Origin of the sequence: Mannheimia indoligenes, from assembly GCF_036880405.1 — a bacterium.
GTDB lineage: Bacteria > Pseudomonadota > Gammaproteobacteria > Enterobacterales > Pasteurellaceae > Mannheimia > Mannheimia indoligenes.
Window position 1 is genome coordinate 50,921 of sequence record NZ_JBAJJM010000005.1, and the last position, 16,384, is coordinate 67,304.

A 16,384-nucleotide genomic window follows, 5' to 3' on the forward strand; every position below is an offset into this window, starting at 1 on the left:
AAATTTCTCACTTACTTTTCTAAATTCACTTTTTAGTAATCGCCCCTAAAATGCCACGCATAATTTGCTTAGTTACTTGGTTGCGTAAATTTCTACCAACTGAATGTGCCACTTGGCTAACCACTTGTTCGGTAATAGATTGATCTTTTTTCTTCTTCGAGCCAAAAATCGAAGAGATAATGCCACCTAAGAAATCGTTATTTTCGTCTTCCACAGCAGCTTGCTCGGCTTTCACTTGTTCAGCTTTAGCATTAAGCAATTCAAACGCTGATTCATTATCTACATACTGGCTGTAATGATGATACAGATCATCCTGTTTCACTAAAGCATCACGTTCGCCTGTAGCTAATGGAGATAGCTGGCTTTTTGGCGGATAGATATAGGCAATTTCAACAGGTGTTGGCATTCCTTTTTCATCTAACACCGAAACCAACGCTTGCCCCACACCAAGTTGAGTAATAGCTTCTACTACATTTACCTCTTTATTGGCACGGAAGGTCTCCGCCGCTGATTTCACTGCTTTTTGATCACGAGGCGTGAAAGCTCGCAAGGCGTGTTGAATACGATTACCGAGCTGCCCTAGCACAGAATCGGGTAAGTCGAGTGGGTTTTGCGTAACAAAATAAACCCCAACACCTTTAGAACGAATTAAGCGAACCACCTGTTCAATTTTATCTACTAATGCTTTAGGGGCATCATCAAATAATAAGTGAGCTTCGTCAAAGAAAAGCACAAATTTTGGTTTTTCAGGATCGCCAACTTCAGGTAAATTTTCAAATAATTCTGCCATAAACCATAGTAAAAAAGCACCGTACATTCTTGGAGAATTAATTAATTTTTCCGAATTTAAAATATTGATTACACCACGCCCATTACGGGTTTGCATCCAATCGTGTAAATCTAGTGCAGGTTCGCCAAATAAATTATCCGCCCCTTCGTTTTCAAGTCTTAATAATGCACGTTGAATAGCTCCTACACTTGCCGCAGATACATTGCCGTATTCCACTTGGAATTCTTTCGCATTATCTGCCACAAATTTAAGTAAAGCACGCAAATCTTTTAAATCAATCAATAGCAATCCACGATCATCTGCTACACGGAAAACAAGATTTAATAAACCTTCTTGGGTATCGTTTAAGTTAAGTAAACGGGAAAGTAGCATCGGTCCCATTTCGGAAATCGTGGTACGAAGCGGAATGCCCGATTCACCAAACACGTCCCAAAATGAGACAGGATAACCGTTTAAGTAATCCTCTCCACCTAAGTTGAACATCTCAATGCGTTCTGCAATTTTTCCGGAAAAACTGCCCGCTTGTACTAAACCTGAAAGGTCGCCTTTTACATCCACTAAAAATACCGGCACACCATCATCACTAAAGGCTTCCGCTAATTTTCGTAACGTAACTGTTTTACCTGTACCTGTCGCCCCAGCCACTAAACCGTGTCGGTTCGCCATTTTTGCGTTAAGTGAGATGACTTTGCCCGATTCTGTTTGAGCAATATTATATAAACCCATTTTTGATTCTCTTTCGTCTAAAATTAACTTTTAATGCCAATGCGGAAACCTCTATCCCAATTATGATAATAATGAGAAGGTAACTCTTTTACATTATAGCCACAGTATCTACTTCGTTGTTCTAACATTTGGTTTTTCTGTGCACGGAATGATTTCCCTACACGATAGCCATCTAAATACCAATCATCACTGTCTTTACAAGCGGTCGTATTTATCCGTTTATTTACAACAGTTTGATTAACTATAGGTAATTTATTTTGACTAGCTTTAACCGTCGGATTTAATCCTATATTACGCTCTTTTTTCGTTATAATCTTAGCTGATGAATGGCGATTAACCGATTCTGCCGAAGATAACCAATCTTCCTCAAACTGCTCTAGGCTCTTACAGCCAGTCAGCAATACTAAGCAACATAGATATTTAGCAAACTTAATGGTATTCATAGCTCTATTTATTCCAACCATTACGATTATTTTTCTTTGCGACAAAAGGACTTTTAGTTCTTGGACGATTCACTTTCGGCAAATCAAATAAAGACTCCTTATCATATTGGCTGACCGGAATTTGATGTCCGATATACTCTTCAATAGCTGGTAAATTTACCGCGTAACGCTCACAAGCAAAGCTGATTGAATGCCCGCTTTCCCCTGCTCGCCCCGTTCTGCCAATACGATGAACATAATCTTCTTTATCATCAGGCAAATCGTAATTAAAAACGTGCGTTACATCTGGAATATGCAATCCACGAGCAGCTACATCAGTTACAACTAAAATATCCAAATTACCTTTAGTGAAATTATCCAGCAACGACAGACGTTTTTTCTGCGGAATATCACCCGTTAGCATACCAACCCGATGACCATCTGCCGCCAAATATTGCCAAATTTCTTCGCATTTGTGTTTAGTATTGGCAAACACCATACAACGCTCCGGCCATTCTTCTTCCAATAAAGTTAATAATAATGCCATTTTATCTTCATTTGACGGATAAAACAGTTCTTCTTTAATACGATGCCCTGTACGTTGCAGTGGTTCAATTTCAATGTATTCGGCATTATCCATATCTTCATAAGCAAGCTCTCGCACTTTTGCCGATAAAGTGGCAGAAAAGAGCAACGTTAAACGCTCAGAAGGCTTAGGTGCTTTTCGCATTAAATAGCGGATATCTTTAATAAAGCCAAGATCGAACATTCGATCTGCTTCATCTAGTACGATTACTTGAATGTTATCTAAGTTGATAATGCCTTGTTTTACATAATCAATCACTCGACCTGTTGTACCAACAAGAATATCTACACCTTTTTCAATTTCTTGCACCTGCTTATCGTAGCCATCTCCACCATAGGCAAGGGCAAGTTTAAGATCACAATGTTGTAAAAATAACTGTGCATCCGCCCCAATTTGTACCGCCAATTCACGAGTGGGGGCAAGAATTAAAGCTCTAGGTTGGTTTTTTGCCGTTTCAATTTCATTATTTAATAAGTGGTTAAAGGTCGCAATTAAAAAGGCAAGCGTTTTCCCTGTACCCGTTTGGGCTTGTCCTGCAATGTCATTACCTTTTAAGGTAATCGGGAAGGTTTTCGCTTGAATTGGCGTACAGAACTCGAAACCTTTACTATCCAACGCATTCAGGACATTAGCGTGAATAGGGAAATCGATAAAACGGTGCTCGGTAAGATGGTTTGACATATAATATTTCCTTGAGATAATTGTTATTGTTACAAGCGGTTATATTTTACTGAAAATTTGCAAAAAATTTAACAAAACTAACCGCTTTTCACTTTATTAGGCAAGATTGCTTGAAAAAGTTCTCGGCTTTTGAGTGGCTGAGAACCTAAATAGGGTTTTAATGCAATACGAGTAAACCGTTTTGCCGCTTGTTGGGTTGCTTTTTCTGAAAAATCAAGCTGAGAAAATGCCAGTAAATCACGCCCTAAAAAGCTATGGTTATTTTGAAGTAGCGAGGCAATAAAGCCTTCATTTTCTCTGAATTGATAGCTCATATTCGGATCAACCGGTAAACCTGTTGCCGCACAGTGGGTAAAATCCACCCCATAGCCCAATGCTTTGAGGGTATGAAATTCAAAGGTACGTAAAATCGGCTCAACCCGATCTTGAGTGGCAAGTGCCGTCATACAATGTAAATAATGCAGAAAGAGCTCTGGGTAAGCGGTCTGATTTTCCAATACTCTTGCAAGTACTTCATTGATGTAGAAACCACTATAAAGAGCGATTGTTTCCATCGGTAAAGTAAGTGCTGCCGGCTCTGCTTTAGTGAGGGTTTTCAGATCCCCTTTTCCCGTCCAACGCAACAACAATGGCGTAAACGGCTGCAACACCGCTTTCAACGGCGAACGAGCCCGCCTTGCTCCTTTAGCAAGTAGTGTGATCCGCCCGTAATGTTCCGTAAAGAAATCCACAAGCAAACTACTTTCGCTGTATTCTCGGCGATGAAGCACAAAGGCTCGTTGCCATTGGTCTGTAGTCATATTGTCTTATAAATTATGAGGCTGTAATACTTCTGCCAAATCTCCCCCTCCCCTCTTTGCTAAAAAGGGGAGATCGTACAAAGTCTATTTGTAAGTCATTTCCCTATTTAACAACTCAAGTAGAAAGATGAATTTAAAATTTATGGGGATCTAGTCCCCCTCTTTAGAAAAGAGGGGTTAGGGGAGATTTGATACAATCTGAACTTTACGAATGAAAGTTAAAAAAGCCTACTCCTCCATATACCCCAAACTTCTCAAGGCTCTTTCGTCATCAGCCCAACCAGCTTTGACTTTCACCCAAAGTTCGAGATGGACTTGGTTATCAAACAGGCGTTCCATATCTTTACGGGCTTCAATACCAATGGTTTTGATTTTTTGACCGCCGGCACCGATAACCATTTTTTTCTGACCATCACGCTCAACCAAAATTAAGCCATTGATCTCATACACACCACGCTCGTTCATTTTAAATTGCTCAATTTCTACCGTTACCGAATAAGGCAATTCTTCACCGGTGAAACGCATTAATTTTTCACGGATAATTTCCGATGCCATAAAGCGTTGGGAACGGTCTGTTACGTACTCTTCAGGAAAATGATGCTCGCCCGGGCGTAACGATTCACGTACAAATTTTTGCAGAATATGGACGTTTTTACCACGTTGAGCCGAAATCGGTAGGATTTCTGCGAAATCGAATTTTTGTGAAAGCTCGGTAATGTGTGGCAACAACTCTTCTTTTTCTTTGATATTGTCGATTTTGTTGATCGCCAACAACACTGGAGCTTTTGCCGAGCGGAGCTTGTTCAACACCATTTCATCGTCATCCGTCCATTTTGTGCCTTCAACAACAAAAATGATTAAATCCACATCGCCAATCGCCGAGCTTGCTGCACGGTTCATTAAGCGGTTAATCGCACGTTTTTCTTCAATGTGAAGCCCCGGAGTATCCACATAAATCGCTTGGTATTGATCTTCGGTGTGAATACCAACAATACGGTGGCGAGTAGTTTGTGCTTTGCGTGAGGTGATTGAAATTTTTTGCCCTAAAATTTTGTTTAATAAAGTCGATTTCCCAACATTCGGGCGACCAACAATGGCAATAAAGCCACAGTAGGTTTTGATTGGGATTTGGTTTTGTTCTGTCATTTGGTTTTCCTTTCATATAGATCCCCTTCTTTAGAAAGAAGGGAATTCGTTATTTCTTTGTTTTAATTACCGTTAATACTTTTTCTGCTGCGTTTTGTTCGGCTTTACGGCGGCTCGTGCCGGTACCGATAAAAATTTCATCGAGATTGATCACTTTGCAAGTAACACGGAAAGTTTGGTTGTGGGCTTCGCCTTTAATATCTAATACATCATATTCAGGCAAGGGCAATTTTCTGCCTTGTAAAAACTCTTGCAGGCGGGTTTTTGGGTCTTTTTGTGAATCGTCTGGGCTGATTTCTTTTAATAAATCCGCATACCAATCCATCACTTTTGCCATTGCCTGATCCATATCTTGATCTAAATAGATAGCTGCAATTATGGCTTCTACACAGTCCGATAAAATAGATTCTCGGCGATGTCCGCCACTTTTTAGCTCACCCGGACCTAATTTTAGATATTCGCCTAAATCAAATTTACGGGCAATAATGGCTAAGGTTTGTTCACGCACAAGCGTTGCCCGCATACGGCTTAATTCTCCCTCGTTCGCTTTAGGGAATTTATCGTATAACGCTTTGCCGATAGTAAAATTTAAAATCGAATCGCCCAAAAATTCAAGGCGTTCATTATTTTTCGCCGCCGCACTACGGTGCGTTAAGGCTTGAGTGAGGTAATCGAGGTTATGAAATTGATAACCTAATTTTTTCTGTAATCGTTCTAGTTGCATAAATTCTTTATTTATTAAAGACTTAGGGGCGAATTACAATTCGCCCCTACACGACATTATTTAATAGTAGTAAACATTCTAGAAAAACGAAGCCCTGTAGGGAACTCGTTTGCTTTTTTATCTAAGCTGAGCCAGATAAAAGTTGCTTTACCTACAATATTTTTCTCAGGTACAAAACCCCAAAAACGGCTATCTTCACTGTTATCACGGTTATCGCCCATTACAAAGTAATGTCCTTCTGGCACAATCCACTCGCCTTCTGCTTGACCTTCTTGCTTGTAGAAATAAGGAGCATAGTTAAACGCCATCGGGTGATTTAAAATTTGATGCGTAACATCACCTTTTTCCGTACGTTCCACTTGCATTTCACCGTGATAGAAGAACTCAGGGTTTGGCTTGCCCTCGCTGTATTCAAATACCTTAGTTTCACCATTTGCTTTGGTAATTGTTAATTGCTGGGTGGCAAAATCATATTGTAGTTTATCGCCCCCTACTGCAACCACACGTTTAATATAATCAATGTGCGGTTGTGCCGGTGCTTTAAATACAATTACATCACCACGCTCCGGCTTGCCGGTTTCAATTAAAGTATTTTGCCAAATCGGATCTTTAATACCATAACTGAATTTATTCACCACTAAGAAATCACCTACTCGTAGTGTAGGTTCCATTGAGCCACTTGGGATTTGGAACGGCTCAAATAAAAATGAACGTAGTACGGTAACAAAGAATAAAATGCCGAAAAGCGAGGCAAAAAATTCGCCCACTGCCGATTTTGGCTGAATTTCTGCCATTTCTTCAGCGGTTAATGCTCTGCCTAAGCGTTTTTGCTGTTGAGCAATTGCCTGTTTACGTCTTGGATCGGCACTGAATTTGTAAAATGCCCAAAAGCCGCCGCAAATCAATACCAACGCCACTAAAATGATCGAAATAGTATTCGGCAGTTGCATTGAATCCAACCATTTCCAAATACCGTAAATAATGCCTAGAAAAATAATCGGCATAAATTGTGCCATTTGATTTCCTCTCTGTTTTGTGGGGGCGAATAATGATTCGCCCCTACGTTTTGTTTTTGCAAAAAATCCTGAAAATATGACCGCTTACAAGCGGTTTAATTCCGCATTAATTTTGCAAATTACTCTTTGCCAACGTGTAAAATCGCTAAGAACGCTTCTTGCGGCACTTCTACGTTACCGAGGGATTTCATTCGTTTTTTACCCTCTTTTTGTTTTTGTAGAAGTTTTTTCTTACGGCTTACATCACCACCGTAACATTTTGCCAATACGTTTTTACGCAACTGTTTAACCGTTGAACGGGCAATCACGTGGTTACCGATTGCGGCTTGAATCGCAATATCAAATTGTTGGCGTGGAATCAATTCACGCATTTTTTCCACTAACTCACGTCCACGATAAGCCGCATTGGCACGGTGAACGATAATCGCCAACGCATCCACACGCTCGCCGTTAATCATAATATCCACACGCACCATATCGGCAGTTTGGAAACGTTTGAATCCATAATCTAATGAGGCATAACCACGAGAAGTCGATTTTAAGCGGTCGAAGAAATCTAACACCACTTCGCCCATCGGGATCTCATAAGTTAAGGCAATTTGGTTGCCGTGATACACCATATTGGTTTGCACGCCTCGTTTTTCCACACAAAGGGTAATCACATTGCCTAAGAACTCTTGCGGCACAAGCATATTACACTCTGCAATCGGCTCACGAATTTCTGCAATATTGTTGATTGCCGGGAGTTTAGACGGGCTATCCACATAAATGGTTTCGCCGTCTGTTTGCACTACTTCATAGACTACCGTTGGAGCGGTGGTGATTAAATCCAAGTCGTATTCACGCTCTAAACGCTCTTGGATAATCTCCATATGCAACAAACCCAAGAAACCACAACGGAAACCAAAACCTAACGCACTTGAGGTTTCCGGCTCGTAGAATAATGAGGCATCATTTAGGCTTAATTTACCTAACGCATCACGGAAAGCTTCATAATCGTCTGATGAAATCGGGAACAAACCTGCGTAAACCTGTGGTTTTACTTTCTTAAAGCCCGGTAATACTTCGGTGGCGGAATTATGATGATGGGTTAAAGTATCGCCCACCGGTGCACCTAAAATATCTTTAATCGCACAAACTACCCAACCTACTTCTCCGGTTTTCAGTTCAGTTGTATCCACTTGTTTCGGGGTAAAAATACCAAGACGATCTACGTTATAAGATTGCCCTGTACTCATCACTTTGATTTTGTCGCCTTTTTTCAGTACGCCGTTTTTCACACGCACCAAAGACACCACACCTAAATAGTTATCAAACCAAGAGTCGATAATCAAGGCTTGTAGTGGTGCTTCAGGCTCGCCTTCCGGTGCAGGGATTTTCTTCACGATTTCTTCTAAAACATCTTCAATCCCTAAACCGGTTTTAGCCGAACAACGTACTGCATCAATCGCATCGATCCCAACAATATCTTCGATCTCTTCTGCCACACGCTCAGGTTCAGCAGCCGGTAAGTCGATTTTGTTTAAAATCGGCACAACCTCTAAATCCATTTCAATCGCCGTATAACAGTTCGCCAAGGTTTGAGCCTCAACACCCTGCCCTGCATCGACTACCAATAACGCCCCTTCACAAGCGGCAAGTGAGCGAGAAACTTCGTACGAGAAATCTACGTGCCCTGGTGTGTCGATAAAGTTTAGCTGATAAGTTTCACCGTCTTTTGCTTTATAATTTAAAGTTACACTTTGTGCTTTAATGGTAATTCCACGTTCACGCTCAAGATCCATTGAATCTAACACCTGAGCTTCCATCTCACGGTCTGATAAGCCGCCACAAGTTTGAATTAGGCGGTCTGATAAAGTCGATTTACCGTGGTCAATATGGGCGATAATCGAAAAGTTACGAATATTTTGCATTTTCATCGGGCAGTTAATGTCCTGTTTTGTTGTTTGTTTATCGAAAAATTAATCGGAGAATTGTACTTGAAATACAAGGTTTTGCAAAGCGAAACAAGAGAGAACAAGCGGTTGTTTTTGGTAAAATTTTTGCAAAAAACAACCGCTTGTAGAGTGAGAGTTAGATAATTTCGGCTTGGGAAAGTACCGCTTGTTGTAATACCCGAATACCGGCTTCAATATCTTTCCATTCGGTAAACTCAAGCGGGTTGTGGCTGATGCCTAAATGTGACGGCACAAACAGCATTCCCGTAGGGCAAAGGGTTGCCATATGCATTGCATCGTGTCCTGCTCCACTTGGCATAATTTCATAGCTGTAACCTAAATTTTCGGTAACTTGCGTCAAATGCTCCACCATTTCTGTCGGTAGCACGATAGGTTGATCTTTTGAGATAAGTTGTAATTCAATCTCTAAGCCGCGTTTTTCTTCAACTTCTTTAATTTTATTTTGTAGGGCGGTAAATACCGATTCTCTGGCTTCTGTATGAATGCCGCGAATATCCACCAACAGTTCAGCATAGCCCGGCACTACATTCATTACCCCGGGTTTGGCGGTTAAATTACCTGCTGTCGCCACCGTTGAATGCCCTGCTTGAATCGCTGCTTGTTCTAATTCGAGAGCAAGTTCAGCTGCTCCAAGTAAGGCATCATGGCGGTAGTGCATTGCCGTTGCCCCTGAATGATCGGCTTGCCCTTTAATTTTCACAATAGCTCGAATTGGGGCGGCAATACCTGTTACAATACCAATAGTTTTCTGTTCATTTTCCAATCTTGGGCCTTGCTCGATATGCAGTTCTAAAAAGCATTTAAATTCCGAGCCATTGCGTTTGGCTTGATTCACTTTGTTAAAATCTAAGCCAATATCTTTTAAGGCTTGTTCTACGCCAAAACCCTGTTTGTCTTTTAATTTGCTGAGAGCAACTTGATCCGCTATTCCACACATCACTTTGCTGCCAAGCGTAGCGTAATTAAAGCGGCTGGATTCTTCACAGGTAAAAATAATCAATTCGAGAGGATAGCGTGTTTGGATATTCTTTTCGCAAAGTTGAAAAAGGGTTTCCAGCCCAGCGATAGTGCCTAAGGTACCGTCAAATTTACCGGCATTTACTACTGTATCAATATGCGAGCCAAAGGCGACAGCAGGGAGATTGTCTTCAACACTTTTTCGGCGAATAAACACATTACCGATTGGGTCAATTTTTACAGTTAAATCATACTTTTTGCATAGCTCAATCACATAATCTCGGGCGGCAATATCTTCTTGAGTAAATGCCAAACGGGTAATTTCATTTTCTACCGATGTGAAACTGGCTAAACCAGCAAAAATTTGTTGGATTCTTTGCATATTAATTGACATAAATCACCCCTTTTTGAATGTAATCTCGCTATAATTATAACCACACTGAGGTATAAAAATATTTATCTGTATCAAAATTTATTCACATATTTCAAATGAGATAAAAGGAGATAATGATGAAGAAAATGTTATTAATGAGTGGCTCTAAATATAAAAACACCGAGTATTTAGTGCATTGTATTCCTTGGCTGAAAACCTTTTTAGCCGATTATCGAGGCAAAAAAGTCGCCTTTCTGCCCTATGCCGGTGTAAGACGTAGCTATGATGAATACGAAAACACCGTAAAAGCCGCCTTGGCAGATTTAGAATTAGAGATTATTTCCGTTCATCGTGGTGCAAAACATACCGATATTATTGAGCAAGCAGATGTGATTGCGGTCGGGGGCGGTAATACGTTCTGTTTGCTTAAACAGATGTATGAAAACAATGTCCTAGAGTGCATTCGTCGAAAAGTAGAAAACGGTACGCCCTATTTTGGTTGGAGTGCCGGAGCAAACGTGGCGGGCAGTTCAATTATGACGACTAACGATATGCCGATTACTTATCCACCGTCTTTCCAAGCATTAAATTTATTCCCTCATCAAATTAATCCGCATTTTATTTCCGGCAAAATACCGGGGCATAACGGCGAAAGCCGTGAAGAACGATTAGCCGAATTTCTGATTGTGAACCCAACCGCATTAGTTTATGGATTACCAGAAGGCACAGCCTTGCAGATCGAAGGCTCTCAAGCGGTCGTTTTAGGCGAAAATTCTGCATTACAATTTAGCCGAGATATGCAACTCAAAACCTTTGAGCCAAATTCAATTTTTACTTACTAAGGAGATATTTATGCAAACGTTCAACCTTATTATTGCAATAGTCGGAATTATTGCCACCGTCTATTTGCTCATCAAAAAGTACGAAACACGAACGGTGCTCATTGCAATAGGTTTAGGTATGGCACTTTTAACCCTCCAACCGATGGCTGCCCTTGATGCCTTTGCAAAAAGTATGACTTCAGGCGGCTTGATTATGGCAATCTGTTCAAGTATGGGGTTTGCTTATGTGATGAAATACACAGAGTGCGATTCTCACTTGGTTCAGTTATTAACCAAACCGTTAGCCGGATTAAAATTCTTCTTAATTCCGTTTGCGACCATCATCACTTTCTTTATTAACATTGCTATTCCATCAGCGGCTGGTTGTGCAGCTGCCGTGGGGGCAACCTTAATTCCGGTGTTAAAATCTGCCGGTGTTCGCCCAGCTACCGCCGGTGCAGCCATTCTTGCCGGTACTTTTGGTTCAATGATGAGCCCTGGTTCTTCTCACTCAGCAATGATTAGTGAAATGTCTGGCTTAACCATTACTGAGGTAAACCTTTCTCACGCACCTTATACGATGATTGCAGGGGCGATTGGTGCAGTTACGCTCACTATCATTGCATTAATCTTAAAAGATTATGGCAAAGAACATCGTGATGCTTATTTAGCTGAAGCAACTCACACTCATACCACAGAAACCAAAACCAACCTTTTATTTGCGATTGCTCCATTAATTCCACTGGTTATTTTGGTGATTGGCGGTACTTCTTTACAACAAATCTCTTGGTTGAACTGGACCAAAATGGGCGTTCCTCAAGCGATGTTAATCGGTGCAATTTACGGCTTAATTGTTACTCGCACATCACCAGCTAAAATCACTAATGAATTCTTTAACGGTATGGGTAATGCCTATGCGAATGTATTAGGGATTATTATTGCCGCCGGCGTTTTCGTAGCCGGCTTAAAAGCAACAGGGGCGATTGATTCTGCGATTGAATTCTTAAAACACTCAAACGAATTTGTGCGTTGGGGTTCAACTATCGGTCCATTCCTAATGGGTGTGGTAACAGGCTCTGGCGATGCCGCTGCGATTGCCTTTAACACCGCCGTTACGCCACACGCAACCGAATTAGGCTATACCCACGTTAATTTAGGTATGGCAGCAGCGATTGCCGGTGCAATTGGTCGAACCGCCTCGCCAATTGCAGGTGTGGTTATTGTGTGTGCCGGTATCGCAGGTGTGAACCCGGTTGAAATGATTAAACGAACCGCACCGGGAATGATCCTTGCGACCCTATTCCTCGCCTTATTTATGTTATAACCGAATTGCCCTTTACCCTGCGTAAAGGGCTTTTTTATAAGGAGAACAGTATGAGCCTTTCATTAGACAAACTGATTGAACTACGCCGTGAATTTCACAAATTCCCGGAAACCGGCTGGAGTGAATTTTGGACAACCAGCAAAATTGCCGATTATTTAGAGGCAATCGGCTTTCAAATTTTATTAGGTAAAGAGATCATCCACCCGGATTTTGTGCGTGGTCGTAATAAAGCCATTGTCGAAAAAGGCATTCAACGAGCCATTAACTATGGGGCAAACCATAAATGGTTAGACAAAATGGACGGCTACACAGGCTGTGTCGCAGTGTTTGATTCAGGCAAACCGGGCAAGACCGTAGCTCTGCGTTTTGATATTGACTGTGTAGATGTGAGCGAAACAAAATCGCCCGAACACCGAGCCAATCAACTTGGTTTCGCCTCTGTAAACGAAGGCGAAATGCACGCTTGCGGCCACGATGGGCATATTACGATCGGCTTAGGCGTGGCTCGCTGGTTAATGGAAAATAAAGACAAGCTCACTGGCAAAGTGAAAATCGTCTTCCAACCTGCCGAAGAGGGCGTACGTGGTGCAGCTGCGATTGCTGCAAGCGGTGTGATTGACGATGCCAATTACTTTGCCGGTTCACATATCAGTTTTTGTGCTGATTCCGGCACTGTATTGGCAGATCCGAAAAACTTTCTTTCCACCACCAAAATTGATATTCGCTATAAAGGCAAACCAGCACATGCAGGGGCAGCTCCACACTTAGGGCATAACGCCTTACTGGCTGCTGCTCACGCCGTAACCCAACTGCACGGGATTTCCCGCCACGGTAACGGTATGACGAGGATTAATGTGGGTGTTTTTAAAGCCGGTTCTGGGCGAAATGTGATCCCTGCTGATGCGGAAATTAAACTTGAAGTCCGGGGCGAAAATAAGGAGATCAATCAATATATGGTGGATCAAGTGATGCAAATTGCCAAAGGGATTGCAATCAGCTTTGATGTGGAATATGAAACTGAAATTATGGGCGAGGCGGTAGATATGAATAATGATGCCGAATTGGTTTCACTCATTAAAGAAATTGCCATGGCACAACCGCAAGTGCATAGCAGTGATAAGGAATATTCATTCAACGCCAGCGAAGATGCCACGATTCTCGGCCGAAGAGTGCAGGAAAACGGTGGTAAAGCCATTTACTTTATCATCGGAGCAGATAGAACCGCCGAGCATCATCAAGCCGAATTTGATTTTGATGAAGAGCAACTCTTAACTGGCGTAAATATCTATACCTCTCTGATTCAAAAACTCCTTGCCTAACTTCCAAAGCCCTGATGACTATCAGGGCTTTTCATTTCATTTGCAAACTTTTTCGAAAATATGACCGCTTGATTATTCGATGTTCGAAAGTTTTTCTATATCGAAAAAAATATTGGGTAATCACAAATTTTTATTGTAGAATCCATAAGTTTTTTTAATTCATATAACAAATAGGAACTATTATGCAATTCAGAGAAATTAACCCTTCCCCGCGTTTATTAATGTGCCCTGGCCCGACAGACGCAGACCCGCGTGTATTGCGTGCCATGTCTGCCCCGATTTTAGGCCAATTTGACCCAGAATTTACCTCATTAATGAATGAAACCATGGAAATGGAACGTCACCTTTTCCAAACGAAAAATGAGCAAACTTATGTGGTGAACTCAACTTCTCGTGGTGGTTTAGAAACCGTTTTAACGGCGGCAATCTGCCCGGGCGATAAAGTGTTAATTCCTGCATTTGGTCGTTTTGGCTATTTATTAAATGAAATTTTATCTCGTAGCGGTGCAGACATCACCATTATCGAAAGAGAATGGGGTACGGTGTTCGAGCCTGAAGAAATTGAGGCTGAATTGAAAAAAGGCGGTTATAAAGCTGTTGCAATTATTCACGGCGAAACCTCAACCTCAATGATGCAACCGTTAGAAGAGATCGGTAAAATCTGTAAGCAATATGATGCAATGTTAATTGTGGATACCGTTGCAACCCTAGGTGGTGTGGATATTCGTGTTGATGAATGGAATATTGATGCTTGTATCGGCGGTACGCAAAAATGTATTTCTGCACCATCAGGTACAGCGTTAATCACTTATAACAAACGCATTGAAGAGATTATTGCGAAACGTAAACGTGTAGAAAAAGGGATTCGTGCCGATTCTGATGTGGACGGTACTCTACCGCAAATTCCAAGTAACTACTTAGACCTAGCTCAGTTACAAGATTACTGGAGCCCACGCCGTTTAAATCACCACACTGAGGCAACCAGCGCTCAATACGGTATTCACGAGGCATTGCGTATTATTTTACAAGAAGGTTTAGAGAACCGTTTTGCCCGCCACATCTTAAACGACAAAGCACTATGTGCCGGTTTAGAAGCGATGGGCTTAAAAATCTTTGGTGATCGCAAACACAAAGCACCTGTGGTAACTGCATTCCATATTCCGGAAGGCATCACCGGCCCGGCATTGCGTAGCGATATTTTAAACCACTTCGGGATTGAATTAGCCACTTCATTCGGCCCGTTAGACGGCAAAATCATCCGTATCGGTAATATGGGTTTCTCAAGTCAAAAACGCAACGTGTTATTAACCTTAGGTGCGTTAGAAGCAGTATTATTAAGCCACAAAGTGAAAGTGCCTTCTGGTGATGCTGTGGCTGCAGCATTAGCGGTGTATAAAGACGCTGAGAAAACCGCTTAATTGATCAATTTTCGCGAGTTTTAAAAATCAAAACGGGTTAAATTCTTCATCGGAATTTAACCCGTTTTCAGTTAGCCCAAATTAAGGGGTATTTTCAAAAATTTCTCTATCAAACTCATTTTCAGAATGTGCTACAAGTAATGCAACTAATACATCATCAATAACATTAAGCACCGTTCTAAACATTCCGGAGAACCAATCAATACCAGCCAATAGCGCAACCCCTTCTATAGGTAAACCCACTGTTGGCAGTACGATAGCTAGTGCAACTAAACCGCCACCTGGTACAGTTACTGTACCTAATGTTGCCAGCGTAGACATAATCACGACTATAAATTGTTGCTGAATTGACATTTCGATATTGAAAAATTGAGCAATTGTCAAACAAGATAGTGCTAAATAGATAGCTAACCCATCACTATTTAATGACATACCTAGTGGGTTAATTAATCGAGAAACACGTTTACTCACCCCAATTCTCTCCTCTGCATCAGCCATTTTTGTCGGCAGTGTAATTGCAGATGAAGTTGTCGTAAATGCCATAACTCCCATACGTAACAGCTTTTTACTAAGTTTTAACGGACTAACTTTTACTACAGTAGCAGTAATAAAGATAAATACCGCCAAAATTAAGGTCATTCCTATTGCAAAGGCTAACAAGAATTTAAACAGTGGTAAAATGACTTGAATACCATAGTAACCAATTACCCAGCCTAATAAACAGAAAATCCCTAACGGTGCAATTTTCATTACAAGTTTGATGACTTGCAGCAAAATCTCATTTAAGCTTTTGATATTATTCAAAAATGTATTATTCGGATTACTCTCTGAAATAATGCTTGAAGCAAGACCAGCTAGAATTGCAAAAACAATAACTTGAATTGTGCTACCAGAACCAATAGACGAGATAATATTACTTGGGAAAAAATCTGTAATAATTTGTGCAATGGTTTTATCTGTTGCCTTAATTGAGGTTGTTAGTTCTTCATTATAAACAATCCCTGCTCCTGGCTGGATAACATTAGCAATAACAATACCAACTACAGCTGCACTAATTGTGGTTAAAGCAAAACCAAATAATGCTTTTAGACCTAAATTACCAATCTCTTTTCGATGTAGGGAACCTATCGCCTCAATGACGGATCCCATGACAAGTAAAATGATCCCCATCTGAATCAGACGAAGAAAGATATCGCCAATAAATTTCAGCTCCACCATTAATTCCGGAAGAACTAAACCTGCCACAATTCCTAACATCATCGCTAGAAATATTTGTAATGTAGTATTGTTTCTTAGTTGCATAACTTTCTCCTGTTTTAAGGC

14 protein-coding genes are annotated in these 16,384 nt (G+C 41.1%); 4 read left to right on the forward strand and 10 right to left on the reverse strand.

All coding sequences use genetic code 11. The annotated features are described in order from the left end of the window. Positions 1-25: 25 nt before the first annotated feature. The 9 genes from V6W77_RS03500 to V6W77_RS03540 form a co-directional block, all read right to left on the reverse strand. Positions 26-1,516 carry a helicase HerA-like C-terminal domain-containing protein gene (locus V6W77_RS03500; RefSeq protein ID WP_025235821.1) on the reverse strand — a complete coding sequence of 497 codons (1,491 nt, stop codon included), beginning with the start codon at positions 1,514-1,516 and terminating at the stop codon, positions 26-28. A 23-nt stretch (positions 1,517-1,539) separates the two neighbouring features. Continuing rightward, positions 1,540-1,959: a hypothetical protein gene (locus V6W77_RS03505; protein ID WP_283386010.1), complete on the reverse strand. Its 420-nt coding sequence runs from the start codon at positions 1,957-1,959 to the stop codon at positions 1,540-1,542. 4 nt (positions 1,960-1,963) lie between these two features. Further along, positions 1,964-3,205 carry an ATP-dependent RNA helicase RhlB gene (gene rhlB / locus V6W77_RS03510; protein WP_334233137.1) on the reverse strand — a complete coding sequence of 414 codons (1,242 nt, stop codon included), beginning with the start codon at positions 3,203-3,205 and terminating at the stop codon, positions 1,964-1,966. Positions 3,206-3,282: 77 nt separating this feature from the next. Beyond that, entirely contained in the window at positions 3,283-4,005 is a 723-nt protein-coding gene (recO, locus tag V6W77_RS03515) for a DNA repair protein RecO (protein WP_334253802.1), read from the reverse strand. A 228-nt stretch (positions 4,006-4,233) separates the two neighbouring features. Beyond that, positions 4,234-5,151, reverse strand: coding sequence for a GTPase Era (gene era, locus V6W77_RS03520; protein WP_334236508.1), 918 nt, complete (start codon positions 5,149-5,151; stop codon positions 4,234-4,236). A 49-nt stretch (positions 5,152-5,200) separates the two neighbouring features. Next, entirely contained in the window at positions 5,201-5,875 is a 675-nt protein-coding gene (gene rnc, locus V6W77_RS03525) for a ribonuclease III (RefSeq protein ID WP_334229408.1), read from the reverse strand. Positions 5,876-5,931: 56 nt separating this feature from the next. After that, on the reverse strand, positions 5,932-6,891 hold the full coding sequence (gene lepB / locus V6W77_RS03530) for a signal peptidase I (protein ID WP_334253803.1): 960 nt from the start codon (positions 6,889-6,891) through the stop codon (positions 5,932-5,934). 119 nt (positions 6,892-7,010) lie between these two features. Then, positions 7,011-8,804 (reverse strand): translation elongation factor 4, encoded by a 1,794-nt coding sequence (lepA, locus tag V6W77_RS03535; RefSeq protein WP_025235814.1) that lies wholly within the window; start codon positions 8,802-8,804, stop codon positions 7,011-7,013. Positions 8,805-8,964: 160 nt separating this feature from the next. Beyond that, a complete protein-coding gene (locus tag V6W77_RS03540) occupies positions 8,965-10,200 on the reverse strand; it encodes a Zn-dependent hydrolase (protein ID WP_334253804.1) in 1,236 nt (411 codons plus the stop codon). A gap of 116 nt (positions 10,201-10,316) precedes the next feature. Between V6W77_RS03540 and pepE the strand changes: the two genes are divergently transcribed. From pepE to V6W77_RS03560, 4 genes are all read left to right on the forward strand, one after another. Next, positions 10,317-11,021, forward strand: coding sequence for a dipeptidase PepE (gene pepE / locus V6W77_RS03545; protein WP_334253879.1), 705 nt, complete (start codon positions 10,317-10,319; stop codon positions 11,019-11,021). A 10-nt stretch (positions 11,022-11,031) separates the two neighbouring features. Next, a complete protein-coding gene (dcuC, locus tag V6W77_RS03550) occupies positions 11,032-12,324 on the forward strand; it encodes a C4-dicarboxylate transporter DcuC (RefSeq protein WP_025235811.1) in 1,293 nt (430 codons plus the stop codon). A gap of 50 nt (positions 12,325-12,374) precedes the next feature. Further along, positions 12,375-13,643: a M20 family metallo-hydrolase gene (locus tag V6W77_RS03555; protein ID WP_334253805.1), complete on the forward strand. Its 1,269-nt coding sequence runs from the start codon at positions 12,375-12,377 to the stop codon at positions 13,641-13,643. A gap of 182 nt (positions 13,644-13,825) precedes the next feature. Further along, positions 13,826-15,061, forward strand: coding sequence for a pyridoxal-phosphate-dependent aminotransferase family protein (locus V6W77_RS03560; RefSeq protein WP_334253806.1), 1,236 nt, complete (start codon positions 13,826-13,828; stop codon positions 15,059-15,061). Positions 15,062-15,142: 81 nt separating this feature from the next. Here V6W77_RS03560 and V6W77_RS03565 read toward each other — a convergent pair whose 3' ends face one another. Continuing rightward, entirely contained in the window at positions 15,143-16,363 is a 1,221-nt protein-coding gene (locus V6W77_RS03565; protein ID WP_334253807.1) for a dicarboxylate/amino acid:cation symporter, read from the reverse strand. Positions 16,364-16,384 lie beyond the last annotated feature (21 nt).

Coding starts and splice junctions, on each gene's coding strand:
- V6W77_RS03500 (WP_025235821.1), bottom strand. CDS start 1,516: ATGGGTTTATATAATATTGCTCAAACAGAATCGGGCAAAGTCATCTCA.
- V6W77_RS03505 (WP_283386010.1), bottom strand. CDS start 1,959: ATGAATACCATTAAGTTTGCTAAATATCTATGTTGCTTAGTATTGCTG.
- rhlB (WP_334233137.1), bottom strand. CDS start 3,205: ATGTCAAACCATCTTACCGAGCACCGTTTTATCGATTTCCCTATTCAC.
- recO (WP_334253802.1), bottom strand. CDS start 4,005: ATGACTACAGACCAATGGCAACGAGCCTTTGTGCTTCATCGCCGAGAA.
- era (WP_334236508.1), bottom strand. CDS start 5,151: ATGACAGAACAAAACCAAATCCCAATCAAAACCTACTGTGGCTTTATT.
- rnc (WP_334229408.1), bottom strand. CDS start 5,875: ATGCAACTAGAACGATTACAGAAAAAATTAGGTTATCAATTTCATAAC.
- lepB (WP_334253803.1), bottom strand. CDS start 6,891: ATGGCACAATTTATGCCGATTATTTTTCTAGGCATTATTTACGGTATT.
- lepA (WP_025235814.1), bottom strand. CDS start 8,804: ATGCAAAATATTCGTAACTTTTCGATTATCGCCCATATTGACCACGGT.
- V6W77_RS03540 (WP_334253804.1), bottom strand. CDS start 10,200: ATGTCAATTAATATGCAAAGAATCCAACAAATTTTTGCTGGTTTAGCC.
- pepE (WP_334253879.1), top strand. CDS start 10,317: ATGAAGAAAATGTTATTAATGAGTGGCTCTAAATATAAAAACACCGAG.
- dcuC (WP_025235811.1), top strand. CDS start 11,032: ATGCAAACGTTCAACCTTATTATTGCAATAGTCGGAATTATTGCCACC.
- V6W77_RS03555 (WP_334253805.1), top strand. CDS start 12,375: ATGAGCCTTTCATTAGACAAACTGATTGAACTACGCCGTGAATTTCAC.
- V6W77_RS03560 (WP_334253806.1), top strand. CDS start 13,826: ATGCAATTCAGAGAAATTAACCCTTCCCCGCGTTTATTAATGTGCCCT.
- V6W77_RS03565 (WP_334253807.1), bottom strand. CDS start 16,363: ATGCAACTAAGAAACAATACTACATTACAAATATTTCTAGCGATGATG.